Genomic DNA, 14827 nt, shown 5'->3' with positions numbered 1-14827 from the left:
AGGTATTAGTATTTTAAACGCTCATACAATCCTGAGGCTCTTGATACGCTTTTGCTCATGGCCAATTGCAGTACTTTTTTATCGGCCACCAGCTCAAAGGTGTTTTTAGCACGTGTTATGCCTGTGTACACCAGCTGCCTATTTACGCCCATACTGGCGTGTTTAAGCGGCGGTAAAACCATAGCTGTATAACTAAACTCCGAGCCCTGCGATTTATGTATGGTCATTACATACACTTTATCGTGAGCAGGCAGGCGCGCAGGTGAAAACGCCCGAACCGTGTTTTGCTCATCAATAAATAACGCTTTTAACTGCCCGCTTTCATCGGGCATTAAAATACCAATATCACCATTAAACAACTTAAGTTGATAATCGTTTTGGCTCACCATAATGGGCATACCACTGTAATGGCGCTGGTTTGGGCTTACCGATATTAACCCTTGTTGCACAAGTGCGCGCTCAATGCGGCTGTTTAAGCTATTTACGCCGTAATCCCCCTCACGCACGGCCGCTAATAGTTGATATTGAGAAAACGCCGCGTGAACATCTGCAACACTTGCCCCCTGTGCGATTAAATTTAAATATTGAGCGTAATGCTTAGCAGCACTGTTTATTAATTTTTCTATGGGTTTTGCAACAAAGTCATAATCTAAAATAACATCGTTAAATTTCCCTTGTGTGCTTTGCTGCTCTACGTATTTTAAAATACCGTTATGGTTAGTATTAACCGCCAGCGCAAGCTGGCCAATGCCACTTTGTGCATCAAACCGGTAGCTGTGTTGTAAAAACGCAATGCAATCAGCTAGTTTAAATTCGCTATGCCCAGGCGCCGCTAATTTAGCCTCTCCTTTAAAACATAAAGTATTGAGCTCATCACATCGTGCTTGCGAGTAATTAGGCGTTTCACCCAATGCTAACCCTTGGCATAAATCACTCATTACACTGCCGGTATCTACCGAGGCAAGTTGGTCTTTATCGCCAAGCAATATTAAACGCGCATGCGCAGGCAGTGCTTCTATTAATTTAGCCATGAGCGATAAATCAACCATGCTGGCTTCATCAATAATAAGTACATCTAAATGCAGCGGGTTGGTGCTGTTATGCTTAAATTTATTAGTAAAGGGTTTAACCCCTAAAAGCCGGTGAATAGTTTGCGCGCTATCGGGAATTAAGGCCTTTATATCCTCAGGAATATTTTTAAGTTGCTCTTTTGCCCCTAAAATTGATTCACTTAAACGGGCTGCGGCTTTACCTGTAGGCGCCACCAGTTTAATGCTTAAAGGTGCACTTTTATAAAGCGACTGTAAAATAGCTAATAGCTTAGTCACGGTGGTGGTTTTACCAGTTCCTGGCCCGCCCGTAATAACGCTAAAGCCTTTTGTTGCGGCAATAGCGCAGGCTACTTTTTGCCAATCAATCGCAAGCGCTGAATTATCAACAAAGTAGTCATTTAATAATTGGCTGAGTAACTGGGTATTTATATTTAAATGGCGCTCACTCATCGCAAGTAAACGTGTAGCTAAGGTGTGCTCATAATCAGCAAGGCGCGCAAAATAAAGCCGTTCGTTAAATAACTGTAAGGGTTTGGCTTCGCCCACACTGTTATGGGCACTTAAACAGCTAAGCGCATCGAGGTAGTTAAAGGCTTCGTTAAAAGGCGATGTAATATTTGGTACATTGCCCTCGGTTTTAGTAAAGTCGCTTTGGCGTAAATTAAACGGGTTTTGCCAGTCGACTTCTTTTAATGTTAAACAGCTATGCTGGCTTTGCTGTGCTAAACACAGCAATAACACTATATAAAACACGTCGTTTTGCTGGTTATCGCACAGCATTAAGGCAAGCTTTACATCTACCATTCTTATGCGTTTTTCATCTAATAAGTAGTCAAGCAGCTCCACCGCATTTAACGGTTGGGCAGGTGCTGGCGGCTCATCAAACAAGCTTTGCTGCATAGGGTAGTCACTCATAACATGGCTCCTTGGCTAAATAAGCCATCTAATAGTGTGATTTGCTCTGCGCTAAGCTTATTAAAATACACCCCTTTGCCCGCCGGCATGCCACGTAAAAAAGTATAATAAACCCCGCCTAAATGGGTTTCTATTGCATAATCACTGATGCGTTGTTTGAGTAATCGGTGCAGCGCAACGCTATAAATTAAATACTGTAAATGATACTGATGGCTATTCATGGCTTGCTCTAGCAGGTCGCTTTCATAGTCAGCGGGCGTATTACCTAAGTAATTAGACTTATAATCTAAAATATAATACTTCCCTTGATAGCAAAAAATTAAATCTATAAATCCCTTTAACAGGCCTTTTACATGAGCAAACTCGAGTTTGCTTTGGGTAAAACCAAAATGCTTAACCAGTATTTCGTTTAATTGAGGCGCGCTCAAACTATCTAAAGGTAAATTAAATTCCATTTCGACTAGGCAGTCTGTCGGGGCTAATTGGCTTAAGCTTAATCCCTCATTGTTTAAGGGGCAGGTTAACGAATCAAGCACCCACTGCTCGGTCACGTGTTGCCAGCTTTCGCTAATATGGTATTTATCCAGCGTATGTTTTACTACCTCTGCTAAATTTTGCTCTGGATTTGTAGGGTGTACTTGCGCACTGGTAAAGTCTATTTGCTCAAATATTTCATGCAAACAGCTTCCAGGCTTCGCCCCCTTGGGAAAACTGTAAGGCGATGGTATTTCATCTTGGCTGTTAGCAAATTCATCTTTTTCATGATCTTCATCACTGCGCCCAGGCTCAATATGATCGGTGTGCTTTTTAAAGCTCAGCGCGCTAAAGCTGGTTGCTCGCCAATCTCGCTCTATGTTGGCTGTAACCGTATTAACTCTTAACGCTTGGCTTTGCTGCACTGCGCTATTAAGTGTTAATTGGCCTTGTTCGGCCAATTGCTCAGCCGTAAATTGCTGATAATGCATTTCGGTGTGATCGTCGCAAAATTCACTTAAGTGGGTGCGCCACGTTTGGCTACTTGTAAGCTCAAGCCCTGCAAATAACACATGCCCTAATGCACTACTTTGTATAGCCAAACGGCTACTTTGCCCCTGCCCTATGTTATACACCCCAAGTGCACAAAAATGTACCGCACGGGTAAGGGCAACATAAAGTAAGCGTAAGTCTTCAGCTAGGCGTTCTTGCTCAGCTTGTGCTAAGGCGTCTTCGTTTTTACTTAAATCGTAAACTAGCTGGCCGTTTTGATGATAAAGCGCTTCTTTAGTTTCGCGATAGCCACTGGCAAAAGGCATAAATACCAGCGGATACTCGAGCCCTTTTGAGGCATGCATAGTCACAATTTTAACTAAGTTGGCGTCACTCTCTAGGCGTACTTGCACGGTTTCGCCATCTTGCTGGCTTACTTTTTGTGCAAACCAACGTAGCAAGCGCAAAGTGCCTTCTAGCTCTATTTGCTTTTGCTGCAGTATTTCACCTAAGTGTCTAAAGTCGGTTAACCAGCGCTCAACGTTATAGCCAAGTCCTTGCCACTTAGCGCTCAGCTGATTATGGCTTAACAAACGCTCAAGCATCGCCATTGCACCTTGCTTGTTCCAAATATGGCTAAGTTGAGCAAAAAAGTTTAAATGCTCTTGCCATTTATTTTCATCATCAGCAAGGGCGTAAATTTCGTTGTAGCTTAAACAAAATAATGGCCCGGCTAATACGCCGCGCAGTAACGACTCGTTGTATTGCCCATGCAATGCCGTTAAAAAATTAAGTAAATGGTGGCTAAGCTCTTGGCTAAAAACACTGTCGCGCGATAAATACACGCTAGCAATATTGGCATTGCTCAGTGCTTTTTTCATTATTTGCGCTTCTACACGGTCGCGCACCAATATACAAATATCGGCAGCGGTCACCTTATGCTTACCAATGCACGCTCGCCCTTGCTCGGCTTGCTCAAGCAATGTCACTATTTTATTGGCAAAATAACTGGCCAAATGCCCTTGCCCAACGCCTTTGCTGGTGGGTTTGTTTTTTTCATCTGCAGCTTCATCTACAAATACATTAAATTCAAACGCGGTGGCAGGTTTGCCATCTATTGTAAATGTTTCATCGGCTTTTTTGCCTTTTGCTGCTACTGCGTTAAACGGTATGGCATCGTTATAAATAAAGCTATTGGCATGTTTAGAAAACAAGCTGTTTACACTGCTTACTATATCGGTGCTTGAGCGAAAATTAGTACCTAAAGTAAATTGCTGCTCAGGCTCTACCGACTCTTTTGCGCCAATATAGGTAAAAATATCAGCGCCCCTAAAGCCATAAATAGCCTGTTTTGGGTCGCCTATCATGGCAAGCGTCGTTTTTTCTTGGCCGTATATTTTGCTAAAAATGCCGTACTGAATCGGATCGGTATCTTGAAACTCATCAATCATGGCAACAGGAAATAGCTGCGCTATTTTTTGCGATAAAGCCTCGCCCTGCTCGGCATTTAAAGCACTGTGTAAATTAGTCAGTAAATCATCAGGGGTGATCACACTTTGCTCTTGCTTGCGTTTTACAATTGCCTGTTTAACCCACCGAGCTGCGGTTTGTACAACGGCAATTTTAAGGCCCTGATTAATTTTAGTATTAAGTGCACTGAGCTCATCAAACAAGCTAAGCAGAGGGTGGCTAAATAATGGCTGATTTTTTTTATAATTACTGGCATCACTTAAGTTTTCGCTGCTCCACACCTCAAACGAGTATTTATTGGTGCCAAATTCAAAAAATAACTCATCACCTAAACAAAATCCTTCAAGGGCCGTTAAACTGCCTTTTCGGCCAGGTGTTTTAGAGCCACTTAAACCCGAGCCCTTTATTGCAGCTATAAACTCTTGCTCCAGCACTGCTTTTTTAAAAGCGGGTACTTTAGCAATGTACTCATCGCGAGCTTTAAATACGTCATCTAAGTTTATTTGCGGCACTATGTTCGCATTGGCTTTATTTAGCACACTACTGACTTGGCTAAATAGCGATTCAGGGGCTGCAAACACCTCTAAAATAGCATCAGTGCGTTCTTTATTAAGTGGGTATACAAAGGCGCGCCAAAAATCCTTAATTGTGTCGAGCAGTATGTCGCGCTCATCTAAAATAAATTCAAGGTTAAAAGCAACGCCCGATTCAAACGCATGCTGCTTTAACATGCGTTGGCAAAAACCATGAATGGTAAATATAGCGGCTTCGTCCATAGATTTAGCGGCGGCATCGAGTAAATCAAAGGCGCGGTGTTTATCATCTACTGCGGCTATTACACCTTCTATTAATTCATCATTTGGGTTTTGGCCAAGTAATGCATCGCGCGCAGCAATAATACGGCTGCGTACGCGGTCTTTAATTTCTTGCGTAGCGGCATCGGTAAAGGTAACCACAAGTATTTGCTCAACGCTTAACGGGGTGTTTATCTCCCCTGGTATTTGCAAGCCTAATAAATAACGTAAATAAAGCCCGGTAATGGTGTAGGTTTTACCTGTACCCGCACTGGCTTCTATTAAACTTTGCCCTTTTAACGGCATTGTTAGCGGATTAAGCGCTTGCATGGTCACTCTCCTTTGCATGTGCATGTAATGGGGAGAGTAATTTTTCGCTCCACTTAATAAACTCTTCTTGGCAGTCATTGAGCGATTGCACCGTTAAACGAATATACGGGTTTTCGCCCTCGCCGCGCCCTATGTATTGTGGGTTAAACTTGCTAATGGCTTTACCAATATCGCCACCACTTTTAACGTATTCATAGCCACTTACCGGATAAAATGCCACAGGCTCTTTGCGCAAGGCTTGGTATAGCGAAAACCAATCACTGAGTAAGGCATCGGCCTCATTTTTACTCAGTGGTGCAAAGCTAATTTGCTTATCAAGCCCCAGTAATAGGGTTTCTACATTTTGCTCCATACTTTGTGCAACAAGATGATATATAAAGCCCTTAATTAAATCTTTGGCCTTTATACTGGCACTTCGGTAAAACACTTGTTTTTGAAGGTAAATATGATTAAGCCAGCCCTCAATGGTGGTGTTTTCTATGCGCAAAGACACCTCAAGCGGGTCGGTTTTGCCGCTTTTAATATGCTCTTTTACTTGCCCGGCTAGTGCATCTACTCGGTGTGCCATGCTCTCATACACTAAATTGCCCACATTGGCTTGTGGCAGCTCTCCCCGTTGCAATATTTGCTCTGTACTTAAAGGTTGCTCATTAATGTTGGCTTGCAGTATTTCGTCTAAATAAAAGTAGCGGCGCAGCGCATCTAGGCTAAAAGGCTCTTCATCTTTTGCGACTTCGTTAAATTCAGGTAGGCGTAAACCTAATGTTTGCTGGTAAAAGCTCTCTTGTGCGTTGCACACACTGCGAATAAATACATCAAGCTCTAATTGCGCGGGCGCTGTTACATCAATGGCTGTTAGCGGCTGCGCGTCTATACGCTCGCTTGGCAGCCAAATAGGATTAAAACTGTGATTACTCAACTGTTCATCCGCTTCAGTGTCTGCTGTGTAATACGCACTATTAAAAGGCTGTAAGTGCTGTTGATTAATTAAACACTCAGGCAGCGTTTTTTCGCTGTTATTTGCTAACGTAAAGCTGCGGCCTATGTACTCTAAAAGCTCACTTACTAAGGTCGAGGGCATACGCGGTTGATTGTCAAAACACGAGCGGCCAATGTAACTTATGTATAAATTTTCGCGGGCACTCAGGAGGGCTTCTAAAAATAAGTAACGGTCATCTAATTTACGTGAACGGTCACCTTTTTGTTTTTTAGAATACGGCACTAAGTCAAATCCTATTGGCTGCACCGTACGTGGGTAATCGGCATCGTTTAAGCCAAGCATACACACCACTTTAAACGGCACGGCGCGCATAGGCATTAGTGTACAAAAGTTAACTTGCCCCACTAAAAAGCGCTGCCCTACGCCTTTTTCTTGAATGCCTTGTTTTATCAGGTAGCTTACAATTCGTTGCGATACATGTTTATCGTAATCACCATTATCGTGGTGCTTTTTAAGCTCCTCTAAAACATTTTGCAGTACCAGTAAATCCCAGCTGTCTTCGCCTTCATTGAAATAAATAGCATTTATTAGCTCAGATAAAATATCCGCTTTATTGCTAAGGGTATCATCAGGGGTTAGCTCATCTTTAAAGCGCTGCAGTACATCAATAAAATGCACCAGTTTATTAAGGGTATCAAGCGCCATGCCCTCTACTTCATCGGCACTATAAATGCCGTTAAACGGGCATTGCTCATCGCGCTGGGCTATGCCTAGCAGTAAACGGTTTAAACCATGCTGCCAGGTATTTAAATCTATTGCGGGTAAATCAAAGCTACTTTTGTGCTCAGCATTTATACCCCATTTAACCCCTACACGCTCAAGCCAATATTGAATTTGTTCGTACTCGTGCGCCTCTAGCGCAAATTTTTCGGCAATTTGTGTTACTTGCAATAAATCAAGAATATCCGAAACACCAAAACGCGAAAACGGCAAATTGGCTAAGCTGGCAAACGAGCTCAGCACCGGTTTTTCTTGCTCTATGGCTAAATCGGCCAATGCATAAGGAATAAAGCGACTGGTGTTTTGCGCGCCGCCAAATACCGCTTCAATATACGGGCTGTACGTACCTACATCAGGCATCATTACAATAATGTCTTTAGGAGTGAGCGACGGGTTTTGATTAAACAAAGTAAGTAAATAGTCGTGCAAGCGCTCAACTTCTCTAAGCGGTGTGTGGCAATCGCTTAGGGTAATACTGGTATCGGTGTCGCTAATGGGCAATTTGCCCTCATCATTTATAAACCATTGCTTATTATCGGTAAGCGACTCACCTTTAAATGCCAGTTGGTAAATCTCGCTTTGAATTTGACCCAGCAAGCTATCGTCAAACGCATCTATAAAGCCATCAATCCAACGCGCATCAAGTTGTACGAGTTGCTCAAAGTAGTCGCGTCCTAGTTTTCCCCATGACGATAAAAGCGGGTTACCTATAAAGTAGTATTCTTCATCAGGGTTAGTTTGTTTTTTTTGCTGCGCTTCTAAAAGCGGCATTTTGGCGTATTTGGCATTTATTTTGGCTGCTGTTTTTTCATCAACCACATCGCCCCAATAATGCTCGCTAGGATTAAAAAAGAATAAAAACACCTCTGTTTTTTTGCTCAGCGCTTCAAACACCTCAAGCTGCGAGCTCGCAATCGCCGATATACCAAATAAACTAATGCGCTTAGGTAGTAAGCTATTATCCATATTCTCAAGCGCACCGAGTAGCTGCCCTTGCATATTGGCACGATGAAATTGGCTTTGCCCAAGCGCTTTACTGTGCGCCACCAGCTTTCGCCATAAATAGCTTTGCCACGGGGCAATGCTTACATCAACATCGTCAAGTTCGTCTTTGCCGCTATCCCAAGTGGCAATCCAATGCGGGCGGTACATTAAATATTGGTCGTACACATCGGCAATTTTTTCACACAGGGCAAAGGTTTTTTGCCCGTCTAGGTCGCCCTCTAAATAGGTTTTTAAGGGCAAATAAAGCGGTTCATCAATACAGCTGGGCAGTATTGCAAATAATTTCCAAGCAAGGTTAGGCTTATTAAATGCCGACTCTTTAGGCACATTGGGCAGTAACTGCTGATACAACTGCCATATAAAGCTCGATGGCAGCGGAAAATCGACCTGCGCGGCTAATCCTAGGTTTTCGCTTAAACCAATTTTAAGCCACTGCGACATACCCGGCGACTGCACTAATACCACTTCTTTATCGAATGGGCTTTGCAGCGGGTTTACTTTTAATAGCTGATTAAACTGAGCCTGCAGCGCTTCCATACGGTTTGATTGAATAATATTGAGCATACAACTGGAGTCCTTACTTGAAGTAAAACCAGTTTAAGATATTTTCATTTATAGGGGTAGCGCAATCAGCAAATTGGCACTAATAAATCAGCGGGTTAGCAGGGAGTTTAAACGCACAGCGTTAATTTTAATCACTGTGCGTTTTATTGGTCAGGCCATTTTATTTATAAGGGCTAATGCTTGATAAGCTAAATGCGCTTTGCATAATCACTTTAGCATCTATCCCTTTAAGCTTAAGTGAGATGGATGGATCTGCTTGTTGCCAATCTATGCTTAAATCGCCGTAATTCACATTGTGAGTGTAATCACCTACACGGTGTTTATTTGGGCTTACGTCTTTCCACTTTTCAGTGAGGCCTGAGCTGGTCATTTCTATTAAAGGGTAATCAAGGTTTTGTTGATACTTTGATATTTCGCCCCAGTGTGTATCGCCACTGATGATAATAACCCCATTCACTTGATGCTTTTTAATTAACGCAAATAAACGGTTACGATCCTCTAGGAAATTAGCCCACGACTCCCACCCTGTAAAATCGGGTAATAACTGCAAGCTTGAGGCAATTAGCTTTATAGCCGCAGGCTTTTTAAGCTCTTGCTCAAGCCATTGCCACTGCGCCTCACCTAGCATAGAGGCGCCTTTCACTTCTGTTGGGCTATACGGGCCTTGGTTATTAAGCTTACGCTTAGTGTAATATTCAAGCTCGCTTACGTGGTTAAGTGCATCACGGTTCCAGCGTAAATCGGGCATTATTACGTGTACAGCTTGCTCATCCTCACCATACATATACGACGTGTAAATGCCATCCGTGCGGGTGCGCCTAGGAGAGCTTTTAGGCTCGCCCCAAAAATCGAGCATAATTTGGCGAGACTGCTCTTTATGTGGGTAGTCTTTACCAATATCGTTTTGACCAAAGTCGTGATCGTCCCACATCGCAATGATTGGCGTATTCGCTTTTAGTGTTTTAAAGCCTGGTTTAGCACCTAACTTTTGGTATTTATTGGCAAGTACCGCCATATCGTTGGTGTCGCCGTAAATATTGTCACCTAAAAATATAAATAAATCGCCCTGCTCTTTATTAATGGTGTCAAATATTGGCATGTCTTTATCTTGATGCCCACACGAGCCAAATAAAATTTTTGAAGGGGCTGCTGCCATAGTATTTGCGCTAAACGCTAACCCTAATGCTAATACGGCGTGTGTAATAGGTTTTACTAACTGCTTCATTTTAAAATCTCACTTATTGGCGGTGCCATGTTTGAATTTAGGTGTTTTGGGTTTATACCCAATGCGCTTAAAACAGTGGCTGCAACCTGCGCTTGTTTAAGCTCATTTTGTGTTTTAATTAAGCCGTGCCCTTTTATTGCAGGGCCAATGGCAGCAAGCCAAATATGCTCAGAGCCGACAATGCCCTCAGGAAATTTATTACCCGCTAAATGCAGCTCAGCCAACGCACGTTTAGAGCTATGGTGTTGCCAGTCGCTTGCACTGCTCCCGCGGCCGTGGTCGGTGGTAACAATAAGCGTTGTATTGTTTTTATAGCCCGGTGTAGTTTGAATTGTGTTCCATAAGTCTTTTAAAAACGCATCGCTTTGCCTTGCAGATTTTAAATACTGGTCGTAATGGCCATCGTGCGCAAAGTCGTCGGTTTCACCTAAGCTAATGACTAATAAGCGCGGCGTTTTTGCCAGCATATACGCTTTGGCAAATCGGTAAGTAAAACTGTCTAAGCGTACTTTTTCCCATGGGCTTGGAATTTCATTTTGCAATGCGTTTAAAAGCTTAGCATCGGCAAATAAATCGTTTTCTATGGGCATAAAACCCGCATTCACATACACGTTACTACGCTGAGTATTCACAATGTAAGGAAATACATCCCAGCTCCCAAACAAAGCGGTTTTACCTTTAAAGTCTGCACGCTCATCTAGGCGCTCTAAAATGGTTTTATTGGCGTTTAATACTTTATTGTTGCTATTAATTTTTTCATCTACTTCGCCGGTGAGAATTTCGTTATACCCAGGGTATGAAAAATACCAAGGGTTGCTCACCGACATATTAGAGCCCTTTGCTCTATCACCTACAATTACGCCCTTTTTAGCCACATGCTGAGTTAAAAATGGCATGAGTAATTGCTGGCGCTTATTGGCGGTAGGCGCCCAAAATTGCTTATTTAATTGCGTTGGGTTTTTAACAAAATCGGCATTATTAATGAGGTTTTTATCTGCCCCGCTAAACACCTCTTGCCAGCGCACACCATCAAGGGTCACTAGCACTACATTTTGCGCTGCGCTTGCGGTATTGCTGATTAATGCAATGATACTAAATACCGTGGCTTTTATAATTGAGTTCATAATTACTGTGTACCTAATAACTGTGTACCTTTAATTAAAAGCCCATCAAAGATGGGCTTTTAATTATTTACTGTACATTATGGCTATTAAAACGTAGCCGATAACGTCAGTGCTGCTGTACGTGGTGCACCAATAAAGTAAGTGCTGCCATTGCCCGTACCACCCGCTAAATAGCTTTTATCGGTAACGTTATAAACAACAAAGGCAACATCAATAGCTTTAAATGGTCCTGCGTTTATATCGGTTGCGTAACCTGCGTTTAAATCAACCACGGTATAGCCATCAACTTCGCCACGCTCACCGGTGTATTTAGCCGATAAACCAAAGCGGAAATCACCGCTAAAGTAATCGGTCGATAGGACAAATAAGTCATCTACTGAGTCTATTACTTTTTCACCGGCTTCAAACCCGGGTGCATCGCCTTTGTACTCTGAGTCATTATTCGTGTACGAGCTATATACACTCCATTGTGGGCTTAGCATGTAACTTGCCGACAGCTCTAAACCTTGCGATTCAATACCCCCTACATTTAAGTAAGAGCCATTAGTACCTATGGTGTAATCAATACCGCCAGTGTCACTACCTGGGGCAATGAACGTAATACGGTTATCAAATTCAATTGAATACGCTGTTGCGGTCAGGTTTAACGCGTCATTTTGATAACGTACACCTAAATCGATGTTTTCAGCGGTTTCAGCTTCAATGGCTGATAAATCAGAGCTGTCGCGCTCAAGTACACCGTCTTTTATGGCTGCAAAGTTTTCGCTATAGCTGGTAAATAGCTCGGTTGAGTTATTTAGCTGATACAAAATACCACCACTAAATAACACATCAGAGTCGCTATTAACTTTAGCAGTTGTGGCATTTTGATAATAGTCGTACTTTTCAATATCAACAAGGTACTTTTTAACACCTACGTTAAGCGTGAAATCGCCAAGTGCCATTGAATCCTGCGCATACCATTTAAGTGTATCGGTCTCAAAGGTGTTTTTATACTGGGTCCAGTATGGCGTGCTATCAAAGTGGTGGTAAATGCTGGCATTAATTACTTTGTGCCAATCGCGAGACTCGTCACGGTCGCTTTGCTCATACCAAAAACCGGCTTCTATATCGTGCATGCCAAACGTAGCTTGGTAGTTGGCAGTAACCCCTAAGCGGTCTTTTTTGTAATGCGTATGACGATACGACATTACAGGTATTGCCGTATCATCGTAACATGCTGGGTTTAAACCAGGACCCGACTCCCACGGCCAGCTTAAACTTGCCGTACAACCTTCGTTTGGTGCCAGTGCGTTACCTGCGCTATCTACAAAACCGTAAGAGCCTGCGTTAGTGCCGCCCTCTGTGGTTGGGTTGCCGTTTTCATCTACTGGAGTTGTTAAATACGGTGGGATCCAATCGCCACGGCCCGAGTTTTTATGATAATAAGGGCTCACTGTAATAAGCGATGTTGGCGAAAGCGCATACTCAAACTTTAAATACGCTAGTGTATTTTCACGCAGTGTACCCCAGCCCTCAGCAAACATTTGGTCGTAATGTGGAACGCCTGTCCAGTTCCACGTTAACTGATCCCACTCTGGCGTTTGTTCAAATTGCGCAAGACTTACACTGTTGTAGTTAGTCTCGCTTACATCATCGTAAGATAAACGCCCTGTAATTGTTAAATCAGCAAGCGTTGTTACAAATTTAAGCTCTGCGTGTTGGTTATCTTTTCCACCATTGCTACCCGAGCCAATCCAGCGGCTAGTATCAGTTTGCGAGTAACTTACATACGCTTGTGTATTATCAAATAAAGTACCCGTTTCGTGCTTAACGTAAAAGCGGGTCGCATCGTGACTACCCGAGGTGTAAGCAAAAGTGGTGCTGCTATCAAGACTTGGCGCTTTACTTACAAAGTTAAATGTACCGCCTAGTGCCTCAAGCGATGCCGATTTAATATCTGAGGTGCCTTGGCCTACTTCTACAGTGGCTAAATTTTCAGTGTCTAGGTAACGGTTTGCTTTAGCGCCCCCACCATAGTTTGAGCCACCGTTAGGAATACCATCAACGGTCATCCCTAATTGCTGCTGGTTTGAGTCAATACTAAAACCACGCATAGTAATTGTGGTAGACCAGTCATCGCCACCAAATGCATCGCCTTCGTTTATGCTAATGCCAGGTAAGTTGTCGATAACCGATAACACACTCGAAACCGTTGTTTGTTGATCAAGCATTGCAGGCTCAATCACATTATTTGCGTAACTGGTTGGTTTTGCAGTAACGGTTATTTCTTCTATTTCGTTGCCATTTGCATAAGCTGACGTTGATACAACCATAGCAATTGCCATGCTCAAAATCGATTTATTAGTTAAAGCGTACATTGTGATCCCGTTTGGTTTTAATTATCTAAAGTAATTATGAAAGCGGGCACAGTATGATTTCGAATTATGACAACAAAAATGAAGTTTATTTACAGGGGTGTTAAAAAAATGTGGGGTTTTTATGGCTTTGTTATGTCATTTGTAAGTCAGCCTAAGTACAAAAACCTAGGCTGATTTATATATGAATACTAATTCATTAGAATAGTTTAGCTAACACCTCGTCACTATAAGCAACAAGCTCTTCATTATTAGCCACTTTACTAATGTAATCTGGATTAGCAATAAATGGACGACCAATCGCAATTAAATCAAACTGGTCATTGTTTATTGCTTGTTTTGCATCATAAAAACTATAGCTACCTACCCCTACAAGGCTGGTTTTAGTGTTAGCGCGCAAATACTGCGAGGTTGTCTTACCTTCTAAAGAGTCAAATTGAGTGCTGTCATCAAAAATACCGCCATGAATGTAAGCCAGTTTTTTGTCATCTAGCTGCGCTAATAAATAATCAAATACCGCTTTATCACGCTTATCTTCTTCCATATTAAAATAAGCACCTGGCGATAACCTAATTGCCGTACGCTCATTACCTACTGCATTAACAACCGCATCGGTCACTTCTATTGCAAAACGCGCCATATTTTCAGGTGTTTGGCCATATTCATCTGTGCGCTCATTTGCAGCGTAATGTAAAAACTGATCAATTAAATAACCATTTGCGCCATGAATTTCTACACCATCAAAACCAGCTTCAATGGCGTTTTCGGCCGCTTTAGCAAAGTCGGCTATCAGTGAATTAATATCCTCTTTAGTGGCCGCTTTTGGCGTAATGTACGTCAGCTCGCGCATACGTGGTACAGAGCCTTCAACACCAATTGCCGATGGCGCTAATACTTCGCCGTCAAAAAAGTGAGGGTGAGCAACACGGCCAACATGCCAAAGCTGTGCAAACATTTTACCGCCGTTGGCGTGTACGGCGTCAGTTACTTTTTTCCAACCTTGAATTTGCTCGCTGGTAAATAACCCCGGTGTATTTGGGTAGCCCTGAGCATCTGGGCGAATAATAGTGGCTTCGCTAATAATTAAACCGGCATCGGCACGGCGCGCATAATATTCGACCATATCTTGCGTAGGTACTAAATTATCATCAGCCATACAACGGGTTAAAGGCGCCATAAAAACGCGATTTTTAAGTTCAAGTGAGTCGTTTAATTTATACGGGGCCAGTAAATCTGTGGTCATTGTTAAATCCTTCAGTAAGAGTATACATATGAGATGCGGCCTTTTTAACAACATTCAAGGGC

Annotated in this window: 7 protein-coding genes; all 7 read right to left on the bottom strand. The window is 42.7% G+C overall.

The features are described from left to right. Nucleotides 1–5: 5 nt before the first annotated feature. Nucleotides 6–1967 carry an exodeoxyribonuclease V subunit alpha gene (gene recD / locus VOI46_RS06380; protein WP_004588815.1) on the bottom strand — a complete coding sequence of 654 codons (1962 nt, stop codon included), beginning with the start codon at nt 1965–1967 and terminating at the stop codon, nt 6–8. Continuing rightward, a complete protein-coding gene (gene recB / locus VOI46_RS06375; protein ID WP_004588814.1) occupies nt 1964–5527 on the bottom strand; it encodes an exodeoxyribonuclease V subunit beta in 3564 nt (1187 codons plus the stop codon). Before recB ends, recD begins: the two co-directional genes overlap by 4 nt. After that, the gene (gene recC / locus VOI46_RS06370) at nt 5514–8816 is read right to left on the bottom strand and encodes an exodeoxyribonuclease V subunit gamma (protein ID WP_282338287.1); all 3303 of its coding nucleotides are present in this window, start codon (nt 8814–8816) and stop codon (nt 5514–5516) included. The genes recB and recC overlap by 14 nt, the downstream gene beginning before the upstream one ends. A gap of 160 nt (nt 8817–8976) precedes the next feature. Then, on the bottom strand, nt 8977–10041 hold the full coding sequence (locus VOI46_RS06365) for an alkaline phosphatase D family protein (protein ID WP_282338285.1): 1065 nt from the start codon (nt 10039–10041) through the stop codon (nt 8977–8979). Then, nucleotides 10038–11165 carry an alkaline phosphatase family protein gene (locus VOI46_RS06360; protein ID WP_004588811.1) on the bottom strand — a complete coding sequence of 376 codons (1128 nt, stop codon included), beginning with the start codon at nt 11163–11165 and terminating at the stop codon, nt 10038–10040. The genes VOI46_RS06365 and VOI46_RS06360 overlap by 4 nt, the downstream gene beginning before the upstream one ends. An 86-nt stretch (nt 11166–11251) precedes the next feature. After that, complete coding sequence (locus VOI46_RS06355; protein ID WP_282338282.1) at nt 11252–13525, bottom strand: TonB-dependent receptor; 2274 nt, start codon at nt 13523–13525, stop codon at nt 11252–11254. A gap of 196 nt (nt 13526–13721) precedes the next feature. Beyond that, a complete protein-coding gene (locus tag VOI46_RS06350) occupies nt 13722–14765 on the bottom strand; it encodes an alkene reductase (RefSeq protein ID WP_004588809.1) in 1044 nt (347 codons plus the stop codon). Nucleotides 14766–14827 lie beyond the last annotated feature (62 nt).

Source organism: Pseudoalteromonas sp. CuT4-3, assembly GCF_035666335.1.
GTDB lineage: Bacteria > Pseudomonadota > Gammaproteobacteria > Enterobacterales > Alteromonadaceae > Pseudoalteromonas > Pseudoalteromonas atlantica.
The sequence above is the reverse complement of the archived record's forward strand: the minus strand, read 5'-3'. Positions and strand labels throughout refer to the sequence as shown.